The sequence below is a fragment of the Sulfurimonas sp. C5 genome, assembly GCF_029872055.1.
In the GTDB taxonomy this organism is placed as follows: domain Bacteria; phylum Campylobacterota; class Campylobacteria; order Campylobacterales; family Sulfurimonadaceae; genus Sulfurimonas.
In genome coordinates, this window is the sequence record NZ_JARXNQ010000001.1 from 416226 (window position 1) to 440655 (window position 24430).

Annotated in this window: 21 protein-coding genes; 11 read left to right on the top strand and 10 right to left on the bottom strand. The window is 34.7% G+C overall.

Annotated elements, in window-relative coordinates; all coding sequences use genetic code 11:
- Nucleotides 1-16: 16 nt before the first annotated feature.
- The 6 genes from P6N22_RS02050 to P6N22_RS02075 all read left to right on the top strand — a co-directional run bounded on the left by P6N22_RS02050 (nucleotide 17) and on the right by P6N22_RS02075 (nucleotide 9025).
- Nucleotides 17-934, top strand: coding sequence for a cytochrome-c peroxidase (locus P6N22_RS02050; protein WP_280329712.1), 918 nt, complete (start codon nucleotides 17-19; stop codon nucleotides 932-934).
- The gene (locus P6N22_RS02055) at nucleotides 931-3777 is read left to right on the top strand and encodes an EAL domain-containing protein (protein ID WP_280329714.1); all 2847 of its coding nucleotides are present in this window, start codon (nucleotides 931-933) and stop codon (nucleotides 3775-3777) included. Before P6N22_RS02050 ends, P6N22_RS02055 begins: the two co-directional genes overlap by 4 nt.
- A 30-nt stretch (nucleotides 3778-3807) precedes the next feature.
- Nucleotides 3808-4599: a CHAD domain-containing protein gene (locus P6N22_RS02060; RefSeq protein ID WP_280329716.1), complete on the top strand. Its 792-nt coding sequence runs from the start codon at nucleotides 3808-3810 to the stop codon at nucleotides 4597-4599.
- Nucleotides 4600-4617: 18 nt separating this feature from the next.
- The gene (locus tag P6N22_RS02065) at nucleotides 4618-6924 is read left to right on the top strand and encodes an EAL domain-containing protein (RefSeq protein ID WP_280329717.1); all 2307 of its coding nucleotides are present in this window, start codon (nucleotides 4618-4620) and stop codon (nucleotides 6922-6924) included.
- Nucleotides 6925-6992: 68 nt separating this feature from the next.
- Entirely contained in the window at nucleotides 6993-7316 is a 324-nt protein-coding gene (locus P6N22_RS02070) for an MTH1187 family thiamine-binding protein (protein WP_280329719.1), read from the top strand.
- A gap of 59 nt (nucleotides 7317-7375) precedes the next feature.
- On the top strand, nucleotides 7376-9025 hold the full coding sequence (locus tag P6N22_RS02075) for a SulP family inorganic anion transporter (protein WP_280329721.1): 1650 nt from the start codon (nucleotides 7376-7378) through the stop codon (nucleotides 9023-9025).
- A gap of 17 nt (nucleotides 9026-9042) precedes the next feature.
- On the opposite strand, the gene P6N22_RS02080 is transcribed toward P6N22_RS02075, so the two are convergent.
- The 9 genes from P6N22_RS02080 to folD are packed head-to-tail and all read right to left on the bottom strand — an operon-like array spanning nucleotide 9043 to nucleotide 16721.
- Nucleotides 9043-10437, bottom strand: coding sequence for a leucyl aminopeptidase (locus P6N22_RS02080; RefSeq protein WP_280329723.1), 1395 nt, complete (start codon nucleotides 10435-10437; stop codon nucleotides 9043-9045).
- Nucleotides 10438-10461: 24 nt separating this feature from the next.
- Nucleotides 10462-11709, bottom strand: coding sequence for a DUF4010 domain-containing protein (locus tag P6N22_RS02085; RefSeq protein ID WP_280329725.1), 1248 nt, complete (start codon nucleotides 11707-11709; stop codon nucleotides 10462-10464).
- Between the two features lie 23 nt (nucleotides 11710-11732).
- Nucleotides 11733-12929, bottom strand: a complete 1197-nt coding sequence (gene trpB, locus P6N22_RS02090; protein ID WP_280329727.1) for a tryptophan synthase subunit beta — start codon at nucleotides 12927-12929, stop codon at nucleotides 11733-11735.
- Nucleotides 12929-13477, bottom strand: coding sequence for an adenine phosphoribosyltransferase (locus P6N22_RS02095; RefSeq protein ID WP_280330469.1), 549 nt, complete (start codon nucleotides 13475-13477; stop codon nucleotides 12929-12931). The genes trpB and P6N22_RS02095 overlap by 1 nt, the downstream gene beginning before the upstream one ends.
- A 13-nt stretch (nucleotides 13478-13490) precedes the next feature.
- On the bottom strand, nucleotides 13491-13823 hold the full coding sequence (locus P6N22_RS02100; protein WP_280329728.1) for a hypothetical protein: 333 nt from the start codon (nucleotides 13821-13823) through the stop codon (nucleotides 13491-13493).
- A 9-nt stretch (nucleotides 13824-13832) separates the two neighbouring features.
- A complete protein-coding gene (gene rpiB / locus P6N22_RS02105) occupies nucleotides 13833-14261 on the bottom strand; it encodes a ribose 5-phosphate isomerase B (RefSeq protein WP_280329730.1) in 429 nt (142 codons plus the stop codon).
- A 16-nt stretch (nucleotides 14262-14277) separates the two neighbouring features.
- On the bottom strand, nucleotides 14278-14955 hold the full coding sequence (locus tag P6N22_RS02110) for a site-2 protease family protein (RefSeq protein ID WP_280329732.1): 678 nt from the start codon (nucleotides 14953-14955) through the stop codon (nucleotides 14278-14280).
- The gene (lepB, locus tag P6N22_RS02115) at nucleotides 14942-15853 is read right to left on the bottom strand and encodes a signal peptidase I (RefSeq protein WP_280329733.1); all 912 of its coding nucleotides are present in this window, start codon (nucleotides 15851-15853) and stop codon (nucleotides 14942-14944) included. Before lepB ends, P6N22_RS02110 begins: the two co-directional genes overlap by 14 nt.
- Nucleotide 15854: 1 nt before the next feature.
- A complete protein-coding gene (gene folD / locus P6N22_RS02120; RefSeq protein WP_280329734.1) occupies nucleotides 15855-16721 on the bottom strand; it encodes a bifunctional methylenetetrahydrofolate dehydrogenase/methenyltetrahydrofolate cyclohydrolase FolD in 867 nt (288 codons plus the stop codon).
- A gap of 60 nt (nucleotides 16722-16781) precedes the next feature.
- Here folD and P6N22_RS02125 point away from each other — a divergent pair, with 60 nt between their 5' ends.
- From P6N22_RS02125 to P6N22_RS02145, 5 genes are all read left to right on the top strand, one after another.
- Nucleotides 16782-17129 (top strand): c-type cytochrome, encoded by a 348-nt coding sequence (locus tag P6N22_RS02125; protein WP_280329736.1) that lies wholly within the window; start codon nucleotides 16782-16784, stop codon nucleotides 17127-17129.
- Between the two features lie 157 nt (nucleotides 17130-17286).
- On the top strand, nucleotides 17287-18210 hold the full coding sequence (locus tag P6N22_RS02130) for an aldolase/citrate lyase family protein (RefSeq protein WP_280329737.1): 924 nt from the start codon (nucleotides 17287-17289) through the stop codon (nucleotides 18208-18210).
- Nucleotides 18207-19025: a thioredoxin family protein gene (locus tag P6N22_RS02135; protein ID WP_280329739.1), complete on the top strand. Its 819-nt coding sequence runs from the start codon at nucleotides 18207-18209 to the stop codon at nucleotides 19023-19025. Before P6N22_RS02130 ends, P6N22_RS02135 begins: the two co-directional genes overlap by 4 nt.
- Nucleotides 19026-19042: 17 nt before the next feature.
- On the top strand, nucleotides 19043-22597 hold the full coding sequence (gene nifJ, locus P6N22_RS02140; RefSeq protein WP_280329741.1) for a pyruvate:ferredoxin (flavodoxin) oxidoreductase: 3555 nt from the start codon (nucleotides 19043-19045) through the stop codon (nucleotides 22595-22597).
- 3 nt (nucleotides 22598-22600) lie between these two features.
- Nucleotides 22601-23524, top strand: coding sequence for a glutaminase (locus P6N22_RS02145; RefSeq protein WP_280329743.1), 924 nt, complete (start codon nucleotides 22601-22603; stop codon nucleotides 23522-23524).
- Here the strand turns inward: P6N22_RS02145 and P6N22_RS02150 are convergent.
- On the bottom strand, nucleotides 23521-24405 hold the full coding sequence (locus tag P6N22_RS02150) for an energy transducer TonB (protein ID WP_280329744.1): 885 nt from the start codon (nucleotides 24403-24405) through the stop codon (nucleotides 23521-23523). The genes P6N22_RS02145 and P6N22_RS02150 overlap by 4 nt on opposite strands.
- Between the last annotated feature and the right edge of the window lie 25 nt (nucleotides 24406-24430).

Consider the following 24430-nt stretch of genomic DNA (forward strand, 5'->3'; position numbering starts at 1 on the left):
TGCTATAATCTAAATTATGAATAAATTTACACTGTATTTGTTATTTCAGACTGTATTATGTGCAGCAGATTTAATCACACCCATACCGACTACCATAAATGTTGATGAAGAAAAAGTTGCTTTAGGAAAAGCATTGTTTTTTGATACCAAACTTTCTAAAGACAATACAATTAGTTGTGCTACTTGTCATCAATTAGATAATGGTGGTGTTGATCATTTAGCTGTTTCTATAGGGGTAAACGGACAAACAGGTTCAAGGAATGCCCCTACAGTATATAATGCTGTATTTAATTTTAAGCAATTTTGGGATGGACGTGCAGGAACTTTACAGGAACAGGCATTGGGTCCGATTGAAAATCCTGTAGAGATGGCACATAATTTAGATAAGTTGATAATGGAGTTAAACAGCAGTGCATATAAATCAGAATTTGAAGCTATATATAAAGAAGGTGTAACAAAGGAAAATATCGGTGATGCGATCGCAGAATATGAAAAAACTTTAATTACACCAAATGCTCCTTTTGATTTGTACCTGAAAGGAAATCTCAATATCTTAACTAAAGAGGAAAAAGAGGGGTATGAACTTTTTAAAACAAAAGGGTGTATAGCCTGCCATCAGGGGATAAATTTAGGTGGAAATTCTTATAACAAATTTGGGATCTATCAAGATAGTAACAGTACTGATTTAGGACGTTATAATATCACCCATAATGAAAGAGATAAATATTATTTTAAAGTTCCTTCTCTTCGCAATGTAGAAAAAACAGCACCGTACTTTCATGACGGTCGTACTAAAGATTTAAAAGAAGCCGTATCGATTATGTCTCAATATCAGCTTGGACGTAAAATCACCAAAGATGAGATAAACAAGATAGTTTTATTTTTAAAATCGTTAAATGGTGAACTGCCGGCAGAAGATGGATTAAATAAATGAAAACATTAAGACATATTGACTTTATCAGTATATTGTTGGTTTTGTTTGTTTTTTTATTGTTATTCATTTTTTATTCTATGTATAAAATTCAAGAGGGTGTTGAAAATTATCATAATAACCATGACCGTATTGTTAATATGCAGTTATTAAACAAAGGGTTTGATGACTTTGCAAGTTCTCAAAATGAGCTGGTTAATTATTACCAAATTAATCAAGATATAGAAAAATTTAGATCTTTATTTATTAAACTGCAAGAAACTGTTAAAGCACATCATCCCGAAGAAGATGCCTTATTGACACAGTTGGAATGGATACGAAAGTTATTTGAAGAAAAAGTAAACGATCTTGAGTATTATAAATCATTGAATTCATCACTTTTAAGCGGTTACCATTTTCTTTTTGATCTACAAAGAAGTATTTCTGAATCAAAAGATATTTCTGCAAATACAAAAAGTATTGTAAATGAAACACTTTTTTTACTGTTTCAATATAGCAGAGGGAATTACATTGAAAGAGAATATGTTGAAAACAAGTTAGATGATATTCATCACGTGATGAGAAAAAATAAAAATCTTTTAATTGAAAACTTTTATAAGCAATCGAAAGTTTCACTGGATACCATATCTTCATTTAGACAAATATCAAATACAATTAAAGAAAGTACAATAGATAAGCATCTTCATAGTCTTAAATTGTATCTTCATAATAGATATGATTATTATATCCTTGGACAACAACTGATAGCTACATTCTTTTTTATTGCCACTATAGTTATCTCGATAATTTTATTTTTCCTGTATCTTCGTTCAAATAAAAATCAAAAAGAGTTACGTGCTTTTAATTATGCAATACAACATAGTGACAACTCCGTTATGATGACTGATTCTGATAAAAATATTGTCTTTGTCAATGAAGTTTTTGAAAAAACAACAGGATATACAGAAGAAGAGGTTTTGGGCAAAAATCCTCGTATACTAAAATCAAATCTTCAGGATGAACGCATTTACAAAGAGATGTATAAAAAACTAGAGCGCGGAGAAAGCTGGGAAGGGGAATTAATTAACAGACGCAAAGATGGTTCTTTATTTTATGAAAGAGCTTCCATTATGCCTGTTTTTCTTAACAAAAAACTGATAAATTATCTTGCAATTAAACTTGATATTACAAAATATATTGAACAAAATAATATTTTAAGACAAGCGGCAAGTGTATTTGAAAATACTGAAGAAGCTATTATCATAGCAGATGCAAACGCAAATGTGGTTTCTGTAAATCAGGCTTTTACAAAGATGTACGGTTATACAATAGATGAGGTTCTGGGTAAAGATTTAAGTATTTTACACTCAGGGATTCAAGACACAAATTTTTATCAACGTATGTGGGATGAAATAGATCACAAAGATGTTTTTAAAGGGAAAATAGTCAATACTACAAAAGATGGGGATATACTTCCTGTTTGGGTTACAATTAAGGCAGTAAGAGACCAGTCCAAGCGCATTGTAAATTACACAGCTGTACAAACGGACCTAAGAGCTATTGAAACATCGGAAGCAAAAGCGGATTATCTTGCATACCATGATCCTTTAACATCTCTCTATAATAGAGTGAGTTTTGAAGAGTTTTTATCTAATGCATTACTGATGGCAAAAAGAAATAAAGAAAAATTTGCAGTACTTTTTATTGACCTTGACAGATTTAAAATTATTAATGATACTTTAGGACACGATATAGGGGACCAGGTTCTAATCCATGTAAGTAAAAGGTTGAAACACATATTACGTGAGAGTGATTTTATAGCACGCTGGGGCGGTGATGAATTTGTTGTTATTTTACACGATGTGGCATCAGAAAGTTTAGTTGCAACGGTTGCGCGAAAGATTATTGATGAACTTAAAGCACCTATCAATGTAAAACACCATTCTTTTTCAATTACTGCAAGTGTAGGTATTTCAATGTATCCGGAAAACGGTGATGATACAAAATCATTAATTAAAAATGCAGACAGTGCAATGTACTCTGCAAAAGACAGTGGAAAAAATAATTTCTGTTTTTATACGGACCAACTCTCTTTACAAACGGAAGAGAGACTAATAATCGATACGGCACTTCACAATGCTTTGGATAATAATGAGATTACGATGGTATTTCAGCCTCAATACAGCATAGCAAATAGGGAAATTATATCTGTTGAAGCACTTGTGCGTTGGGAAAATGAAAAACTGGGTGTTGTTTCGCCTGAAAAATTCATACCAATTGCTGAAGATAACGGCTTTATTGTTGAGCTAGGATATTTTATTTTTGAAGAGTCATGTAAACGATTTAAAGAGATGCAAAAAGCAGGTCTCAGTTTACAAAGAGTTGCAATAAATGTTTCTAGTATTCAGTTTAGAGAACCTGGCTTATTGGAAGCTTTACTCTCTATAGTCAAACGTTACGAAATGGATCCTTCAGAAGTAGAGATAGAAATTACAGAACGTTTCTTAATGGATAATACGGAAAGTAATATTAAAAACTTACAAAGCTTCAGACTAGAAGGTTTTAAAGTGTCAATAGATGATTTTGGTACGGGATATTCATCTATGTCTTATTTAAAACAGCTCCCTATCGATACGATTAAAATTGACAAATCTTTTATAGATGACATTAGTCAGAAAAGTTCAGACAATGCAATAGTAAAAGCGATTATAGTACTTGCTAAAACATTAAATTATTCAGTAGTTGCAGAGGGGATAGAAACAAAAGAACAAGAAGAGTTTTTAAGACAAAATAGATGTGACATTGGACAAGGATTTTTCTTTTCTGAACCGTTACAAGTGAATGAGTTGATCGAAAAATTCAAGTAAGATAAGTATTTAGGTATATGGAGAAGAGATATGAAAATCGAAGATGGCTTTCAAAAAAATCTCCTAGTACTTGCAAAACTCTATAACAAGCTAAGTCTTGAAAGTGACAGCGAAGTTTTACATAAGTATCGTATAGCTATTCGTAAAATGGAGGCATATTTATATGCCTATGGATACCTATATGAGCAAAAGCAGAAAAAAAAGATGCAGAAGTTTTTGAAAAAACTTTTACATCCAACATCCATAATTCGAGATCTGGATCTTTTTTTAATTCAAATTCAACAACTTTCTTGTGACCAAGAAGCAAAAATCACCTTATACAATACGTTTTATTTAAAAAGAAAAAAACTCTTAAATGCACTTCTTCGCAGTAAAGAGCATAAAAAAAGTTTTTCTAAACTTCGTACATTAGTGAATACACAAATGTATGCTGTAAATGATATAGAGAATGAGAGTGCCTTTAGAGTACTACAAATTTTATATAAAAAGTTTTTAGATGAATATGCTGCAATAGATAAAGAGGGTGATTTTGAAGAGTTGCATGAGTTACGAAAAGAACTGAAACTGCTACGTTATGCATCAGAATTTTATTATCAACATTTCACACATAGTACAGACTTTTTAGAAAAACTGGATGAATTTAAAGTAATGCAGGATTTGTTTGGCAACTTACAAGACAATGTAACTCGATTAAAACTAATCAAAAGTAAGAAGAAAAAGTTTACAAAGAAAGATTATAAGTTTTTTCAGGGATATTATACAACTGAAATAGAGAAGGCAAAAGTAGAATTATTGAAATTTTTAAAAAAAGTCATAAAGTGATTTTTAGAGGAAGAAAATATGATGGATGAAAAAGAGGTTTTTTATACACAGCTTGTCGACATTGCATATAAGCAACTAAAAAGTTCATCACTCTTTACTTTTATGAATGCTATTGTTTTAGCATTTATTTTGTATCCGTATGTAAACAGTATTCAGCTTGGAATTTGGATTGAATTTGTTTTTACAATCTCTTTATACAGATACTTAATGGCAAAGAGTTATCAAACCAATCCAATGCGCTATTCACGGCAAAAGTGGAGAAAAAAGTTTTTCAATACACTGATTATCTCAAATATTATATGGAGTATTCCTCCTGTTTTATTCTTTCCCAATCAAAATTACATGGTTCAAGCAGCAATTATAATTTTGTATACAGCTTTAAGTGCAGGGGCTATGAGTTCATTCTCATCATTTCCAAGGGCTATACGAATTTATCTGATTATGTTTTTAGGTCCGCTAATTATTGTACTTTTTTTACAAAACACACAACTATATACAGCAATGGGAATATTACTTAGTTTATATACGGGGCTTTTAATAGGAATTGGCAACAAGTTTTATACAAATTACCAAGAATTTTTTAAAATGAATCAATTGTATGAAGAAGAGAAAGAAAAATTTAGTGTTTCTGAAGAACGTTTTGAAGTTATTTTTAAAGGTGCACCTGTAGGGTTTTTCTTTTATGATGAGCATTTAATAATTAGAGAAGTCAATCAGAAACTTATAGATTTTTTCAAAATACCAAGAGATAAATTAATAGGTTTGGATTTACATAATATTCTTGATCGCAGAATTTTACCAGCACTTCAAACTGTTCTTGAAAACAGGAATGGCTTATATGATGGAAAGTTTATATTAAATTCTTTGAAAAAAGACATTTATATAAACTTGCAAACTTCTCCTATGCGTAACGCTGAAGGAAAAGTGATGGGAGGGATTGGTATTGTCAATAATGTGACAGAGAAGATGGAAGCTCAACAGAAAATAGAAAGGCAGGCAAAATATGACATATTAACTGATATTCCAAATCGTTTAATGCTGCATGAACAAATAAAACATGAAGTGCTCCGTTATCAACGACATAATATTATTTTTGCCGTATTATTTTTAGACTTAGACCATTTTAAACACATTAATGACTCACTAGGACATGATATTGGTGATAAGCTACTCATTAAAGTTGCACAAGTATTAGAAAGGATAATTCGTACACAAGATATTGTAGCCCGTTTAGGAGGCGACGAGTTTGTAATCTTATTGCCTGACCTATCTTTAGATCGAAAAATGGCGGCAAGAAAAGCTGAACTAGTTGCTAAAAAAATATATGATGCTCTTGAAGCAACTATAATGATTGACGGGCATCAATTTAATATCTCTACAAGTATAGGTATATCATTGGTTAACTCTGTAGATGAAACTGCTGAGGATATTTTAAAACATGCAGATTTAGCTATGTACCAAGCGAAAAAAGATGGAAGAGGGGTAAGTCGTTTTTATGAAAAACAGATGGATAGTTGGATCAAAAGAAGACTCGATCTTGAAAACGGTTTAAAAAATAGTCTGCATAACGGGGAATTACAAGTATATTATCAACCTATAGTAGAGGTAATAAGTGGAAAAGTCATCGGTGCAGAAGCTCTGCTTCGTTGGAACTCAAAAGAGTTTGCTGATGTGTCTCCGGAAGAATATATATCCATAGCAGAAGAGAGTATGTTAATTATACAGATAGGAAATTTTGTAATGCAAAAAGCTTTTGAAGAGTTTGTAGTATGGAAAAAACAGTTTGCTAATGAGACCACTTTAGAAAAAATTGCTATTAACGTGAGTATACGACAGTTTAATTGCGCAGATTTTATTGAAAACCTTAAAGAAGCGATGAAAAAAAGTAATATAAAACCTGAAGATGTAGAAGTAGAGCTTGTTGAATCACTTGTTATAAATGATTTTGAACAGGCAAAAGAAAAGATGTATGAACTTCGAAATCTTGGAATAAGATTATCTATTGATGATTTTGGAACAGGGTATTCATCACTCTCTTATTTGAAACAGTTACCATTTTCTACGCTGAAAATTGACAGAGAGTTTATAAAAGACATAGAAGAAGATCCAGAAGATAAAGAGTTGGTTGAAACTATTCTAAATATAGCAAAAAGGTTTGATTTAAAAGTTGTTGCAGAAGGTGTAGAGACTCATGGACAATATATGTTTTTACTAGAGCAGCGATGTGACTTTTTTCAAGGTTTTTACTGTTCAAAAGCTTTGGATGCAGATTCTTTTGTAAAATTATTAAGGGAACAACATACCTATTGTCCTCTTGGGATTTAATTTATTTTTTGAAAAATATTTTAATCTATCTGTGTTATAGTGGCACAAAAAATTTGAAGGAATAATATATGAGTGTACTTCTGGAATTTGCAATGTTTCCAACAAGTGATAATTGCCGTGAAGGTGCATCGGTTTCAAAACAAGTAGCAAAGATTATTGATGCAATTGACAAGAGTGGAGTGACTTATAAACTCACACCAATGGGTACTATTGTAGAGACTGAAACGATGAGAGAAGCTTTAGATGTTATTGAACTTGCATATGAACAAGTAAAAGATTGTGAAAGAGTATATAGCTCTTTGAAGTTTGATATTAGACACAGTGACAAAAACAGACTTACAACTAAAATAAAATCGGTTGAATCTCACTTGCAAAGAGAAATTGAAAAATAATAACTTTTAATAATTTTTACTATATAATTCGCTCTATCTTTTATTAGGAGAATTATATAGTGGCAAATCTATTTGCTCCAAAATTCTTTACGCTTTTAAAACAAGGCATCCCCAAAGAACAGATTTTTGCAGATATGATGGCAGGTGTCATTGTAGGAATTGTAGCTCTACCGCTTGCCATTGCTTTTGCTGTAGCTTCAGGAGTTTCACCGGAAAAAGGTATCATTACCGCAGTTGTAGCAGGATTCTTGATCTCGTTTTTAGGCGGGAGCAGAGTTCAGATTGGTGGTCCTACCGGTGCATTTATTGTTATACTTTATGCAATAGTTCAAGAATACGGGTATGATGGGCTTTTGATCTCGACAATTATGGCGGGAATTATCCTTATTCTTTTTGGTGTTTTACGGTTTGGCAGTTTATTACGCTATTTCCCTCAACCTTTGATAGTAGGTTTTACAAGTGGAATCGCTGTTGTGATTTTCTCTACACAAATTAAAGATGCACTTGGTTTAAACATAGAAAATTTACCGTCTGACTTTTTTTCTAAATGGGCTGCGTATTTTCAAAACTTAGATACTTTAAATATCTACGCTCTTGCTATAACAATTGTAACAATACTGATTACTATATATTCAAAGCATATTACAACTAAAATTCCGGGCGCATTTATTGCAATCATTGTACTTACAGTAGTAGTAAGTGTGTTTGAGTTTCCTGTTACAACAATTGAAACATTTTTTGGAAATATCAATGGAGATATTCAGATCTCATTACCACATTTTGAATGGAGTAATTTAACGACATATATTGTGCCTGCTTTTGTTATAGCCCTCTTAGGTGGGGTAGAATCACTTTTATCTGCTGTTGTGGCTGATGGTATGATAGGATGTAAACACAGATCAAATACAGAGCTTATTGCACAAGGTGTTGCAAACATAGTTACACCTTTTTTTGGAGGAATTGCTGCAACAGGTGCAATTGCTAGAACGGCAACAAATGTAAAAAATGGTGGACGTACACCAATAGCAGGGATGACACATGCTATTGTTCTATTGTTTATTATGCTGTTTTTTATAGATTACGCAAAATTAATCCCTATGGCAGTCTTAGCTGGGATACTAATTGTAGTGTCGTTTAATATGAGTGAGTACAAATCATTCTTCTCTATTTTAAGAGGTTCACCATATGACTATATTATTCTTTTAACAACGTTTTTATTAACGGTTATTGTTGACCTTACTGTTGCAATTCAGATAGGTATTGTTCTGGCTGCACTTTTATTTATGAAACGTATGGCTAATGTAGACGGTAAAAAATTTGTTCAGAGTGATGACCCGGATGATATAGATAATTATGCCAGTTTACCATCTTGTATTGCCGTATATGAAATTGGAGGTCCTCTATTTTTTGCTTCGGCAAAACAGTATGCCCAACAGATTCAAGAGAGTGGTGTGGCTTGTGATATTTTGATCCTTCGTATGCGTTACGTTAATTTTATTGATGCAACGGCATTACATAATTTTAAAGAGACATTATCGCTTTTAAGAGAAAATGGTACGACGATTTTAACTTCCGGAACGAATGATGAAGTATTTAGTGATCTGGATAAAAATAAAATTGTAAGTATTATTGGAGAGGGGAATATGCACAAGACTTTCCCAAGGGCTCTGCAACATGCAAAAACTTTAGCGAGTGAGATGGAAGTTTAGTACTTCCATCTGCTATATTAGAGTGATTTTATAAACTCACTCATCATTCTTACACCGGCACCTGTTCCGCCGTAAGTATGTACATCCCATGGCGATTCTGTATATGCACTTCCCGCAATGTCAAAATGCAGCCATTTCTCTTTGTTTTCCTCTTTAATGAAGTTATCTAGGAATAATCCAGCCGTAATAGCACCACCGTAAGGTTTATTAGAGATATTACAGATATCTGCAATCTCACTTTTTAGCTGTTTTTTCAGGTGTTTGTTAAACGGAAGAGTTCCGATCAATTCTCCAGAATTGTTAGCAGCTTCATATAGCTTGTGTTTTAATTCATGTGAATTACCCATAACACCTGTAGTATATTGTCCAAGAGCTACCATACAAGCACCTGTAAGTGTCGCAAAGTCAAAGATATAGTCAGCTTTTACTTTCTCTTGAGCATAATCTAAAACATCTACAAGTACTAAACGTCCTTCAGCATCAGTATTTCTTACTTCAATTGTTTTTCCGCTTCTACTTACCAGTACATCGTCAGGTTTATAAGCATCACCGCCGATCATATTTTCAACTGCGCCTACAAAAGCATGTACTTCAACATCAAGTTTCAACTCACTGATTGCCTTGATAATACCAAGAACTGCACAAGCTCCGGCTTTATCCATTTTCATAGTTACCATGGAAGTACCCGGTTTAAGACTAAGCCCACCAGAGTCATACGTTAAACCTTTTCCTACAAGTGTTATAACTTTTTTAGCTTTTTTCTTCGGTTTATAAGCAAGGTGGATAAGTTGAGATTCGTGGCGAGATGCACGACCAACTGCCAGCATAGCTCCACATTTTTCTTTTTTAAGTGCTTTTTCCCCTAAGATAGTACATTCCAGAGTATTTTCTTTTGCAAGGTTACGAGCTAATTCTGCCAATGTTTCAGGATGGATATCTTCAGGAATAGTGTTAACGATATCACGTGTAAAACATGTCGCTTCTGCAATAATTACCGCTTCTTCAAAATCTTTCATAAGAGCTTTTATATCCTTACACACAAGGTCCACTCTTTTTAAAGCCGTTTTTTTAGGTTCAGATTTATATCTGTTAAATTCATAACCACCCAAAATAAGACCTTCAACAATAGCTTTCATACACTCTTTTTCTACATTAAACGATGCAGATTTTACATTGGATGCTTTAAGTGTTTTGATAGCACTTGCAGTAGCAGTTCTGATGTTTTCAGGACTTTGATCTTCTGTACCCACAAGTAAGAGATCTTGATCATATAAAAAACATACGCTGTCTTGAGCAGCTTCAAAGTTTGCTTTATTGAGTATCTTTTTAAATTGATGTTTTGCAACATCTTTTTTTGTCATGAACTCTACATGTACATCTGATTTGATTTGTGTTACTAATTCAATTTTCATTTTTTTCCTTTTATAGATAGATTTTTATATTATAAATCCTGAAATAATAGTTAAAGCACCTAATAAAATAAGTATAGATGCACTCATAATTCCTGTTTTATTTTTAGCAAATATATATGCAGAAAATGCTTTTAGAATATTGTTACTTCCAGATGCAATTAAAATTGCTGTCGCCGCACTGTCAATACTGATGTCGAATTTTGAAGACAATATAGATAAAACAAAAGGATCAGTGTCGGTAAAACCAACGATAAACGATAACATATTTAATCCCATTTCTCCATAAGTATTAAGAACAAAGTGAGTTACCGTAACCATTAGTAAGAAAAGTATAGCAAAGAAAAAGGCTGTACTTAACTCTAGGGGGTTTTTATCTCCGTTTTCTTCTACTATTTTACTTTTGTCATTTCTTGAACGATGGTATAAAACAGCAACGATAATGATACTCAGCAGTACGAGTAAAGAGTAGGGCAGGATAAGTTTATAAGCAATATTTACATTAAATGCAAAGGCTATACCTATAAGTCTAAAATACATCAAAGTCGTCGCTATTACAATGGCTGATGTAAAAAGATATGGCGTAGAATTATCAGATGCTTTTTTTGCCAAAACTACTGTTGTTGCAGTACTGGAGTAGATACCCCCTAATATACCAGTTAAAAGATAGCCTTTTTCATGAAAGAGATATTTTTTAAGTATATAACCGACATATGAAAATAAAGATACTATTACGACAGCCAGCCATATTTTGAAATACGAAATTGGAATAAAGTCTGCAATTTGTTCATGTGGCAATAACGGTAAGATTACACCGCTTACCAAAAGCAGTTTAGCAAAGGTTTCTACCTCATTGGCATCAAAAATTGTATAAAAGTGTTCTAAGCGTCTATTGAGATTGTAGATAAACACGACGACAACAAAAATGATGAGTAAAAACCATATGCTGTACTTGACGACTACAATACCAAAGCTGTAAACAAGAGTAAAAAGGAGAAAAATACTGATACTGCTGTATTTGTCTTTGAGTCTGAAATAGTAAAAAATGGAAAAGTGAACTACGATGGCCAAATAACCAACCATGTATAAAAACATGTCTGTTTTGGCAAAGATATATCCTATGAGGGCTATAAAGGTAAAAGTTCTTACACTGCCTATCTCTTTTTGTGCTTCATTACCTCTTCTATGGGTTTTGATCTCAAGACCAATTAAAAACCCCGCAATAATGACAAGAACAAGTTCAATCCAAGGCGTATGTAAGAAATTTTCTAACATATTGGTTATCCTATTTTTGGATCCTAGTCAAAATTAAGTATATCTTTTGCCTGGATCATATCTTTATCACCACGACCTGAAAGGTTAACGATGATAAGTTTATCTTTGATATCTGGCAGTTTCTTTAAGTAAGCTACTGCATGAGATGATTCAAAAGCCGGGATAATTCCCTCTTTACGAGAAAGCCATACAAATGCATCAAGTGCTTCCTCATCAGTAATATAATCATATTTTACACTATTATTATCATTATGAAAAGCGTGTTCAGGACCGATACCAGGATAATCAAGTCCTGCAGAGATAGAATGTGCTTCTAGAATCTGTCCATCTTCATCTTGGAGAAGATAACTCATTTGACCATGAAGGACACCCGGACGGCCTTTTTTCAAAGAACATCCATTTTTATCATCAATACCAAGTCCACCGGCTTCAATACCGATACATTGTACACCTTCATCTTCTAAAAAGTGTTGGAACGTTCCAATCGCATTGCTTCCCCCGCCTATACATGCAATAACGTGATCAGGAAGACGGTTTTCTTTTTCTAAAATCTGTGCTCTTGCTTCCCAACCGATAATTGCCTGAAAGTCACGTACCATAAGTGGATAAGGATGAGGACCTGCTACAGTTCCGATGATATAGAATGTATCACGTGCATTTGTTACCCAGTGACGAATAGCATCATTCATTGCATCTTTTAATGTACGGCTTCCACTCTCAACAGCATTTACTTTAGCGCCGAGTAGTTTCATACGGAATACGTTTAACTCTTGACGTGCAACATCTTTTGCACCCATAAAAATTTCACATTCTAGTCCAAGTAATGCTGCGATTGTAGCTGTTGCAACACCATGTTGCCCAGCACCTGTTTCTGCAATAACTTTTTTATACCCTAAACGTTTTGCCATAAGTCCTTGGGCAATAACATTATTTACTTTATGTGCACCTGTGTGGTTTAGGTCCTCACGTTTAAAATAAACTTTTGCACCAAGTTCATTAGAGATGTTTTCTGCAAAATATAGTGGAGAAGGACGTCCTACATAATCTTTTAAATAGTAATCAACCTCCGACCAAAAATCTTTATTAAAACGAATCTCTTCATATTCATCACGAAGTTTTAAAAGTGCCGGCATAAGTGTTTCAGGAACATAGCGTCCACCAAAGATACCGAAGTGGCCATTTTCATCTGGATCGTATTTTGAAGCAGTTGGTATATACATTAATTAACCTCTATAACGCTGTAAACGTTTGTAATTTCTTTTAAATTTTTTATTCCGTCTAAAAAGCTTAGACCTATAATAAAACAACATTCGACACACTCTGCACCTGTTTGATTTACAAGCGTTGCAGCAGCACTTGCTGTACCGCCTGTTGCGATTAGATCATCAATTACAAGTACTTTTGCACCTTTTTCTTTTCCAAAGGCATCAATATGCACTTCGATCTCATCAACACCGTATTCAAGAGAGTATTTTTGAGAGATAGTCGTATAAGGAAGTTTTCCTTTTTTTCTGATAGGAACGAAACCAATACCAAGCATTTGTGCTAAAGCTGCACCAAAGATAAAACCACGAGCGTCTATTCCAGCTATATAGTCAAGATGAAGCGATTTGTATCTTTGGTAAAGGTGATTCATTAACACACCATAAGCTTCTTTATTGTTCAAAAGGGTAGTGATATCTTTAAAAACAATTCCAGGTTGTGGAAAATCCTTAATATCTCTAATTGCACTTTGAATGATTTTTTTCTCTGTCTGACTTAAAGTAATCATTTTTCCATCCTTACAGTAACGCGTCTATACGACCCTCTAGGGCTTTAATTTTATTGTTAAGTCTATCAACTTCTTGTCTATGTTTTGAGTTTCTTTGTTTGAGCACTTTTAGCTCGTTTCTCAGTTTCGATAACTCTTCCGTTAAGATATCAACATTTCCAAGTGCACGTTGCAGTTGAATCTGATATTTTCTTATAAGTATCTCTGCTTCTTGAAGCGTGAGTTTCATAAGATCGTTACTACGTTGCTCTTTGTTTGTAATACTTTTAAAGTAAAACATCTTTACAAAAAGATATATCGAAACAAGAGAGAGGATAGTTAGAAGTGACCATTCCCAAAACATATATATTCCTTACAGTTCTATTTTTTCAACACGTCCACAGTGTCTGCCACCGTCAAAACCACTTTCCAACCAAGAGTTAATGATAGACTCTGCAACGCCAAGACCTACGATTCTCTCTCCGAAACAAAGTATGTTTGCATCGTTATGACCGCGTGCCACCATTGCAGTGTATGCATCGTGACAAAGTGCAGCACGGATTCCCGCATGACGGTTTGCAGCCATACTCATACCGATACCGCTGCCGCAGATTAAGATCCCTTGGCTTCCTTCATCTTCTAAAACGCTAGTCGCAACTTTGTGTGCATAGTCAGGATAATCAACTCTGTCTTTTGAGAACGGTCCAAGGTCAATAACTTCATGACCTTTCTCTTTTAAAAATTCAACTGTCCAGTTTTTCAGATCAATTCCTGCATGGTCTGTTGCTATGTAAAATTTCATACTTTCTTTCCCTTTTTTAAGATAATAATAAACCGATAATAGTTTGTACCGGCCATAAGATAAGATATTGATGCAGTGGCGTCATCAAAATAATAAGTATTATAATTATGCCATATCTCTCATTTTTATAGAAGAATTCTGCAATCTCAATTTTTCTAAACTTTAAAGCAAGGTGTGCTAAAAAGTGTGCACCGTCAAATTGTGGGATAGGAAGTAGATTAAATACTCCTAATACCACATTGATGATAAGTAACTGCATAGCAAGCAGATATATAAAAATATATTCTAGACCATCAGCTGTTGTCGGTGCATGCATTGCTGTTAGAGCTATTGCCGCTAAAGCTGCTAATGTGAAATTATATACAATTCCAGCAAGATCAACTTGCATAGCAGCATTATAACCACCGCGATTAACTACAGTAAGTGTGTTGATTGGAACCGGTTTTGCCCAGCCAAATAAAAATCCACTGTCGCCGCCAAGAAGTATTGGCAGAAAGTACATCATCATAGGTACTAAAATAGTCCCGACAAGATCAATGTGTGAAATTGGATTGATTGTTAAACGACCGGCATTTTTTGCAGTTGTGTCTCCATACATATAGGCAACCCAACCGTGCATAATTTCATGACCGATAATTGCAATGGCAAGTGCTAATACAGCTGCACCAATTTTTAAAAAATCAAGTAATTCCATAATAATCTTTGTCTTGTTCTTCTCTTTCTTTAATAGCTCTGTCAATATAAGGAGACTGTTCTAGATCAGTTGGTGTTTTACCTATTCTATCCCATCTAATTTCCCAATTGTCATCAATAGAGAAGTATATGAACCAAGGTGTACCTTCAATGTTTTCATACGGTACAGAACCCCAGAAACGGCTGTCGTTTGAGTGATCACGATTATCGCCCATCATAAAATAACGACCTTCTTCAACCGTAATCATCGGTGTATTAAAAACAGGTGGGATTAAAAGACGAGTAGGAGCAATTCTCTCATCAGGCTTAGGTTTAACAGAACTAAGTTCACCTGCTTGGATAGATCTTTTAATATGACCGTTAAGATCTACTATAGTAAAAGAGTCATAAGCCATTTTATCATCATGATGAATACCTTTATGCTCTTTCATATATGGATTAACTACCCATAATTTACCTTCAAATTCAACTATTTTATGCCCTTTATAGTTTTCTTTGATCCACTCATCACCTTCATGTGGATGTAAATAAAGATCTTTGTTCTCTACAAAAAGTTGATCGCCAGGGAGGGCTACACAACGTTTAACAAAGTGAGTTTTTACATCTTTTGGAGGACGGAAGATAACAATGTCTCCACGTTTAGGTTTGTCACCGTCAATCAGTTTTAGATCATTGCTCCAAGGCATAATAGAAACTTCTAAAAACGGGATATGTGGCATTGGGATACCGTATGCAAACTTTTTCCCAAATAGATGGTCACCGATTAAAAGAGAGTCTTTCATACTCCCGCTTGGGATTCTAAATGCTTGAGCTATAAAGAAGATTACAAACAGAACTATGATGATAGTTCCAGTCCATGAGTTAGAAAATTTATATGCTTTTAATAGGAAGTTTTTCATATTATTTTGCTTCAGCTAATTTTTGAGCATTAATTTTTGCTGCTTTTAGGGTATTGCTTAGAAGCATTGCAATTGTCATCGGTCCAACACCACCAGGACTTGGAGTGATGTAAGAGCTTTTTTTGCTTACATTTTCAAAGTCAACATCACCGACAAGTTTTCCCTCTTTTGTTCTACTTACACCGATATCGACGATAATTACATCGTCTTTTACCATATCTTCCGTAATAAGGTTAATTACACCAACACCGCATAAAACGATATCTGCATTAAGTGTGTGTTTTTTAAGATCGTCTGTAAATATATGACAAATTTCAACTGTAGCATCTGCATTTAAAAGCAGAGCAGCCATTGGTTTTCCAACAATGTTTGAAGCTCCAACTACACAACAGTTTTTACCTTTAACATCTATGTTGTACTCTTTTAAAAGTTCCATAACACCAAGTGGCGTACATGGTACAAAACCATCAAGGTTTGTTACAAGGCGGCCAACGTTATATGGATGGAAACCGTCTACATCTTTTGCCGGATCAACTAGTTCTAGAAGTTTAGTAGTGTCTATATGGCTTGGAAGTGGAAGCTGAATTAAGATTCCATCTACATTTGAATCGTTATTTAATCCAATGATAGTTTTTTCAATCGCTTCTTGAGAAATAGTTTCAGGCATTTCATGAGTAATAGAGTAAAAACCAACTCTGTCACATGCTTTTTTCTTCATGTTGACATAAGCAGCACTTGCCGGGTCTTGACCAACTAGTACAACAGCCAGTCCTGGTGTACATCCACATGTAGATTTTAATTCTTTTACTTCATCACTAACTTTTTGTTCTATTTTTTTTGAGAGAGCTTTACCATCTAATAACTGCATTTAAACCCCATAAATAAATTTTTTGTTATTATACCTTTTTAAAATAATATTAGGCTAATAATGAAATATATACTCTTTTTAATCCTCGCAAATTCTTTATTTTGCGAGAGTACGTTTATTACTCCGATGGAATATGCATCATCACTTTATAAAAACCCGAGAGGGATAGGATGTCAAAAATGCCACGGAGAAAACGGTGAAGGGTTATTGATTGCAAAATATATCCACAAGGGGAAAGAAAAAGAATTTATAGGACCTCAAATCAATAATATCTCCTTTGAAAAATTTGCAAATGAACTGAGTAAAAGAAAACGTGGGATGCCGAGATACTTTTTAACAGATAGTGAAGTACAGGCACTATACAGATATCTACACAGAAACGATAAAAAAAGTGAGAAAAAAAACTAACTTTACTTATAAATCATTAACTATTTTGTCATATAATTAAAAACGTTAAGTAGTACTTTACATTTTTCCTATTGTGTCTTTAATAACAATGAAGATTATCGTCGTTAGATATAATAAGAAATGAAGTAATACTAAAACACTTAGGAATATATAGAAGATGATAGATGAAATAATAAAGAGCTATGAAGCCAGAGATTTAGAAGCTTTAGATCGTTTAGCTGTACCAAAATATAGAGAACTTAACAAAACGAAAAAATTTCGTTCGGCTTTGATGCTCTCTTGTAACAACATTAAACATCTTTCCAAAATAGAATCTCTTGAAGCAGATTGTATTATGTTAAACCTTGAAGACGGCGTTAGCAAAGAGGAAAAACCTTTTGCACTTGCTTTATGTGCAATCTTTCTTTCACGTCTGCAAAAGTGTGATAAAAAACTTGTAGTACGTGTCAATGCTTTGGATGAAGGCGGGTATGATGAGATCACATACCTCAACCAGTTTATGCCTGATGCGATTCGTATACCAAAAATCAAAACTGCTGAAGAGGTACGTGCTGTTCATGCTTTGGTTCAGGATGAGATAGAGATACATCTCTCTATTGAAACTGCTGAAGCATGGAATAATTTGGCAGAATTGTCGGTTAATAAACGTGTCAATACTTTTTATATGGGAATTTTAGATCTTTTTGCAGATATGGGGCTTTCTCAAGGATTAATCCAGCTTGAAAATCCGACGATGCAATATATGCTCAGCCATTTTTTAATCACTTGTAAATCTATAAGAGTAAAACCTGTAAGTTTTGTCTTTCAGGAGTTTAGAGATCTCGATACTTTTACAAAATGGATTGAGCTCGAAAAATCTATGGGATATGATGCAAAAGGGTGTATATCACCAAAACAGGTAGAGCTTGCGAACGAGGTGTTTGTAGATAAAGAAGAGGAGATTAAACGAGCAAAAGTGATCGTAAAACTCTTTGAGATGCATCAAGAAGAGGGTATCAGCGGTTTTGTAGATGAAGAATACGGTTTTATAGATGAGCCTATCTACAAAGGTGCATTAAAATTATTAGAAGGTATAGAATGAAAAAACTGTTTTTAATGTTAAGTCTGGCGGTAACACTAACAGCTAGTACTATGTATACACTGAGCGGTGTACAAAAGGTGTATCCGATCGTAGAAGTATCTGGACAAGAGATACCAAAAGAGTTTAAAGATACGGCAAAAGAGGAGATGCTCACTGTTATTGATGAACTGGGCATTGCACATAAAGGATATGATCAAAGAGCGTTGGCACTTCTTGTAAACAGCACACATATTGAAAATACACTTTTTATTACGATGAAACTAGTGATTGGAGAACAGGTTTTACGTATCGATTCAAAAGAAAAAACATTTGCTATGACCTATGAAAGTGTTGAAAAGATTCAAGTACAAAATATAGATGATGTAGCCGATAAATTAGAAGACGGCTTGATGGTGCTTTTAGACAGGTTTAGCGAACAGTATACGGAAGAGAACAAAAAGATTGTAAAAGTAAATCTTGAAAATGATGATTTTTTTACGCTTGGTTATGAGACAAACTACGATCAAGCGGTAAAAAAAGCACAAAAATTCAAAAAACCTATTTTACTTGTATTAGTAGCAAATTATTGTCCTTGGTGTAGAAAGTTTGAGGAGAATGTTCTTCGTAAAAAAGATGTTCACGAAATGATTATGAAAAATTATATTCCTGTCATCATCAATAAAGAAAAAGGTGGCTTTCCAAAAGAGTTTGATATTTCATTTACCCCTATCACACATTTTATAGACTATAAAACACTGAAAAGCGTGAAAATGATAGCAGGATATAACAATAAAGATGAATTTTTGTATACTTTAAGGAATTTTACTTCAAAATAAAACTCTAAGGAGTTTTTATGAAACATCACAATGATACCATAGATGCAAACGAGGCCGTAGCACGCATTGCTTACAAAATTAATGAAGTAATTGCTATTTATCCTATTACTCCGGCATCTGTAATGGGTGAGTTGTGTGATCTTTATGCCTCTCATCAAGAGAAAAATATTCTAGGAACTGTTCCTGATGTTATAGAGATGCAAAGTGAAGGAGGGGCAAGCGGTGCAGTTCACGGTGCGCTGCAAAGCGGAGCACTTACTACCACGTTTACTGCTTCTCAAGGTTTACTTCTTATGATGCCAAATATGTATAAAATTGCAGGAGAACTTACTCCTACTGTTTTTCATATAGCTGCACGTTCTATTGCAGCTCAAGCACTTTCTATTTTCGGCGATCATAGTGATGTTATGAGTGTACGACAAACCGGCTTTGCAATGCTGTGTTCAAACTCTGTGCAGGAAGCTCATGACATGACTTTGATCTCTCAAGCTGCAACATTGAAATCCCGTATCCCTTTTTTACATTTTTTTGACGGTTTTAGAACTTCCCATGAAGTAGACAAGATAGAACTACTTGAAGATGAAACAATTCATTCTATGCTGGATGCAAAGCTGATTCAATCTCATAGAGAAAGAGGTCTTAGCCCTGATCATCCATTCATTCGCGGTACTTCACAAAATCCGGATGTTTATTTTCAAGGAAGAGAGAGTGTCAATAGTTATTATGCAGTTACTCCGCAGATTGTACAGGAGTGTATGGAAGAGTTTGCCAAACTAACAGGGCGTGAATACCAGCTTTTTGATTATATCGGTGCTAAAGATGCTGAACGTATAATTATTTTGATGGGCTCAGGTGCCGAAGCTGTCCATGAAACAGTTGAGTATCTCAATCAGCTCGGTGAGAAAGTAGGGATACTTAAAGTGCACCTTTACAGACCTTTTTCAATAGAGCATTTTTTGTCGGCTTTACCAAAAACTCTTAAATCAATTGCGGTACTAGATCGTACAAAAGAAGCTGGTTCTGTCGGTGAACCACTTTATCTTGATGTGGTAAGTGCACTTAATGAGGCAAAAGAAGAGGGTAGTTTAGCTTTTGATACACCTTTTGTAATAGGTGGACGCTATGGGCTTTCATCTAAAGAGTTTACTCCTGCTATGATAAAAGCAGTATTCGATGAACTTAAAAAAGAGAAACCGAAGATCCATTTTACGGTAGGGATTTATGATGATGTGACACATACATCACTTGAATATGATCCAAGTTTTACACTCCCTAAAAATGATACATTTGAAGCTATATTTTTCGGACTTGGTTCTGATGGTACTGTCGGGGCAAATAAAAACTCGATTAAAATTATAGGTACGCAAACTTCTAATTATGCTCAAGGGTATTTTGTATATGATTCAAAAAAATCTGGTTCTATGACAACTTCCCATCTTCGTTTTGGTCCCTATCCAATACGCTCTACCTATTTAATTGACAAAGCAGACTTTGTAGCATGTCATCAAAGTGTATTTATGGAGAAATTTGATATTTTGCAACATGCAAAAGAGGGTGCTGTCTTTTTACTAAATACCCCTTTTGACAAAGAGCATGTATGGGCTCATCTTCCACGTTCAATTCAGCAGGAGATGATTGAGAAAAATATAAAATTCTATATAGTTGATGGGTACAAAGTAGCCAGAGAAAGCGGGATGAACAGACGGATTAATACTGTTATGCAAACCTGCTTTTTTGCAATCTCTGGAGTTCTTGAGCCTGATGAAGCAATCAAGCAGATTAAAAAATATATAGAGAAAAGTTACGGTAAGAAAAGTAAAGAGTTGGTTGAGTTGAATTTTAAAGCGGTTGATCATGCACTTTCACATCTATTTGAAGTTCAACTGCCAAAAGAAGCCACTGGAAAACGGGAATTTAATTCACCTGTAAAAGGCAAAATAAGCAAGTTTGTAGCTGATGTGACTTCAAAAATTATTGAAGGGGAAGGGGATGCCCTTCCTGTAAGTATGATTCCGGCTGACGGTACATGGCCAAGTTCTACGACACAGTTTGAAAAACGGGATATCGCCCTGGAGATTCCTGTATGGGACCCTTCAAGTTGTGTCCAATGTAATGAATGTGTGCTTGTATGCCCTCACGCCGTTATCAGGGCAAAATTGGTGGATGATTCAGACCTAATTGATTTACCTGAAAGTTTTAAAGCAGTAAAAACCAAGGGGAAAAGTTATCTTGAAAATGGAAGCTTTACACTACAGGTTTCGGCTGAAGACTGTACGGGATGTTCTTTATGTACAGAAGTATGTATAGGGGAGAATAAAGAGCAAGAGGGTCTAAAAGCGATTAATATGACACCGATGGATCAGATTGATAAAGTTCAAGAGGAAATTAACTGGGAATACTTTTTAAATTTACCAGAGTTTGATCGCAATAAACTTAATCATGCCAAAGTAAAGGAGAGTCAGTTTTTACAGCCTTTATTTGAGTTTTCAGGTGCATGTCCGGGATGTGGAGAAACACCGTACATTAAACTAGCAACTCAGCTTTTCGGTGATCGTATGATTGTTGCCAATGCTACTGGATGTTCTTCGATCTACGGAGGAAACCTTCCTACAACCCCTTGGGCAAAAAATAAAGACGGGCTTGGTCCTGCATGGTCAAACTCACTCTTTGAAGACAATGCGGAATTCGGACTTGGTTTTCGTTTGACAATAGACAAACATGAAGTTCAAGCAAAAGAGCTATTGCAGGAGCTTCGTCAAAAAGTGGGTGAGGACTTGAGTGATGAAATTTTAAATGCACAGCAGAGCACCGAAGAGGAGATTTTTGCTCAACGTGCACGTGTCCAAGAACTCAAAAATATACTGAAAGTACTTGAAGCGGAAGATGATAATGCTTGTGATCTGTTAAGTCTTGCTGATTATCTAGTGAAAAAATCAGTATGGATTATAGGTGGTGACGGTTGGGCGTACGATATTGGTTACGGTGGTCTTGACCATGTTTTAGCAAGTGGAAAAAATGTCAATATTTTAGTTCTTGATACGCAAGTGTACTCAAATACGGGTGGACAACAATCAAAAGCAACACCTGAGGGTGCGGTTGCTAAGTTTGCAGCCAGTGGAAAACCTTCAAATGCAAAAGATTTGGCACTGATGGCCATGTCATATGAAAATGTATATGTAAGTCGTGTAGCGATGGGTGCAAATTATTCTCAAACTTTAAAAGCATTCACTGAAGCAGAAGCCTATGAAGGTGTTTCTATTATCATTGCATATTCTCACTGTATAGCCCATGGATACGATCTAAAATTTGGAATGGATCAGCAAAAATTGGCAGTAGATTGCGGACTGTGGCCAATGTTCAGATATAATCCGGAACTTATAAAAGAGGGAAAAAATCCTATGCATTTGGATTATAAAGGGCCGAAAATTCCTGTAAAAGAGTATATGTATAATGAGACACGCTTTTCCATGGTACATCAAGCAGATGCCACGACGGCAGAAGAGTTTCTAAATGCTGCAGAACAACATGCACAAGATCTCTTTATAAAATATTCAAAGCTGGCTGAGGAGTAAATGATGGATTATCAAAAAATATTGGAAGAGATAGCCGAAGAGATTAAACCACTACTACATAAAGGTAAAGTGGCTGATTATATTCCAGCACTCTCAGAAGTTAGTCCGGAACATTTTGCCTTATCAATAACACTTTCTGACGGAACTCAGTACCATGTCGGGGATTCTCAAACACTTTTTTCCATACAAAGTATCTCCAAAGTTTTTACATTTATATTATCTTTGAAGGCTTACGGTACACATATGTATGATCGTATTGGAGTTGAACCTTCAGGTAATCCTTTTAATTCGTTAGTACAACTTGAATATGAACATGGCAAGCCACGTAATCCTTTTATAAACGCAGGTGCCGTGAATGTTACAGATGCTCTTGTGAGTCACTATGGCAGCTGTGAAATAACAATTTCAGAGGTACTCAGATTTATCCGATCAATTGCAGATGATGAGAGTATTGGCTTTAGTGAAAGGGTGGCTGCTTCAGAGATGGAGCACGGATTTAGAAATATGGCCTTAGCAAATCTGATGAAAAGTTTTAATAACTTTGACAACTGTGTTGAAGAGGTTGTCAAAACATACTTTAAGCACTGTGCTATTGAAATGAATACAGCAATGCTTTCGCGTGCTATGTTGTTTTTGTCTAATTATGGAAAAGATCCGATTAACGGTAAAACTTACATTACGCCGCAACAAGCTAAAAGGGTGAATGCCGTAATGCTTACTTGTGGGCATTACGATGCTTCAGGCGATTTTGCTTTTCATGTAGGACTTCCTGGAAAAAGTGGTGTTGGAGGAGGTATTGTAGCCGTACTGCCTAATATAATGGGTATTGCTGTATGGTCCCCAGGTTTGAATGCTCAAGGCAATTCACTTGTAGGTACAAAAGCACTGGAACTCTTTACAACAAAGACGGGTATTTCAATCTTTTAATAATTTGCTAGATGATAGTATACATTGTAGCGAATAAGTGTTTTTTCTTTGGGACGAGGGTACTTGCTGTAAGCATACTCAATAGTTTCTTTTGTCGTATCATCAAGGATGTAATAACCGCTCTTAGATAAAAATTTAAAATCACTTATATCACCATTTGGATGGAGATAAAACTGTACAACATTGTAACGGTTTACGTTTAGATCTCGAGGGATGTTTACACGAGCAACACGGTTAAGGACTTGTTGTGTTATACGTCTCATAATCTCTTGGTTGTCTAAGATATATTTTTGCTGTCCAGGAGAGAGTTTACCGAATTCCTCACCGTAAAGTTCTTTAATGTCTTGAGAGATGTTTCCACCGTCTGAATAGCTTTTTTGTTTCTGTTTTTTCTCATATTTTGATTTGTCTTCATACATCCATGAAAGAGCATCTTTTGGTTTTTCTTTTACAATCTCTTCTGTCTTATTGAGATCTTCTTGTTTTGTAAAAAGAGGAATATATGGTTTTTTAGGTGGTAAAGGTTCAATTTTAGGTTCTTTTTTCTTGACTTTTTCTTCCACCTTTTTAGGTTTATTCAGTTTTGTTGGTTTTGGGGGCTGCTTCGGTTCATATTTTACAGGAGGCTGTTTAACTATCTCTTTTAGCTGTGAGCCTTTAGGCATAGGGGGAGCCATTTTTGGTTCGGGAGTTTTTTGTTTTGTAAGTCCTGATTCTTTATGTTTTTTAGGAAGTTCTTTCAAAGAAATTTTGATCTTTCTTTCCTCTTTTGACTGTGTCTTTTTTACGTCAGGAACGTAGTGTACTGCAATCCATAAGAATAAAAATATGAGTAAGTGAATAAGAATGGCAACAAAGAGTGCAAAAGTCGATCTATTCAAAAAAGTTCCATGGTTATTAATTTTG

What these genes read in the sequence shown, in the direction of transcription:
- trpB (WP_280329727.1), bottom strand. Translation starts at nt 12,929, where the DNA reads ATGTATATACCAACTGCTTCAAAATACGATCCAGATGAAAATGGCCAC.
- P6N22_RS02070 (WP_280329719.1), top strand. Translation starts at nt 6,993, where the DNA reads ATGAGTGTACTTCTGGAATTTGCAATGTTTCCAACAAGTGATAATTGC.
- nifJ (WP_280329741.1), top strand. Translation starts at nt 19,043, where the DNA reads ATGAAACATCACAATGATACCATAGATGCAAACGAGGCCGTAGCACGC.
- rpiB (WP_280329730.1), bottom strand. Translation starts at nt 14,261, where the DNA reads ATGAAATTTTACATAGCAACAGACCATGCAGGAATTGATCTGAAAAAC.
- P6N22_RS02110 (WP_280329732.1), bottom strand. Translation starts at nt 14,955, where the DNA reads ATGGAATTACTTGATTTTTTAAAAATTGGTGCAGCTGTATTAGCACTT.
- P6N22_RS02085 (WP_280329725.1), bottom strand. Translation starts at nt 11,709, where the DNA reads ATGTTAGAAAATTTCTTACATACGCCTTGGATTGAACTTGTTCTTGTC.
- P6N22_RS02145 (WP_280329743.1), top strand. Translation starts at nt 22,601, where the DNA reads ATGGATTATCAAAAAATATTGGAAGAGATAGCCGAAGAGATTAAACCA.
- folD (WP_280329734.1), bottom strand. Translation starts at nt 16,721, where the DNA reads ATGCAGTTATTAGATGGTAAAGCTCTCTCAAAAAAAATAGAACAAAAA.
- P6N22_RS02055 (WP_280329714.1), top strand. Translation starts at nt 931, where the DNA reads ATGAAAACATTAAGACATATTGACTTTATCAGTATATTGTTGGTTTTG.
- P6N22_RS02100 (WP_280329728.1), bottom strand. Translation starts at nt 13,823, where the DNA reads ATGTTTTGGGAATGGTCACTTCTAACTATCCTCTCTCTTGTTTCGATA.
- lepB (WP_280329733.1), bottom strand. Translation starts at nt 15,853, where the DNA reads ATGAAAAACTTCCTATTAAAAGCATATAAATTTTCTAACTCATGGACT.
- P6N22_RS02080 (WP_280329723.1), bottom strand. Translation starts at nt 10,437, where the DNA reads ATGAAAATTGAATTAGTAACACAAATCAAATCAGATGTACATGTAGAG.
- P6N22_RS02130 (WP_280329737.1), top strand. Translation starts at nt 17,287, where the DNA reads ATGATAGATGAAATAATAAAGAGCTATGAAGCCAGAGATTTAGAAGCT.
- P6N22_RS02125 (WP_280329736.1), top strand. Translation starts at nt 16,782, where the DNA reads ATGAAATATATACTCTTTTTAATCCTCGCAAATTCTTTATTTTGCGAG.
- P6N22_RS02050 (WP_280329712.1), top strand. Translation starts at nt 17, where the DNA reads ATGAATAAATTTACACTGTATTTGTTATTTCAGACTGTATTATGTGCA.
- P6N22_RS02060 (WP_280329716.1), top strand. Translation starts at nt 3,808, where the DNA reads ATGAAAATCGAAGATGGCTTTCAAAAAAATCTCCTAGTACTTGCAAAA.
- P6N22_RS02135 (WP_280329739.1), top strand. Translation starts at nt 18,207, where the DNA reads ATGAAAAAACTGTTTTTAATGTTAAGTCTGGCGGTAACACTAACAGCT.
- P6N22_RS02065 (WP_280329717.1), top strand. Translation starts at nt 4,618, where the DNA reads ATGATGGATGAAAAAGAGGTTTTTTATACACAGCTTGTCGACATTGCA.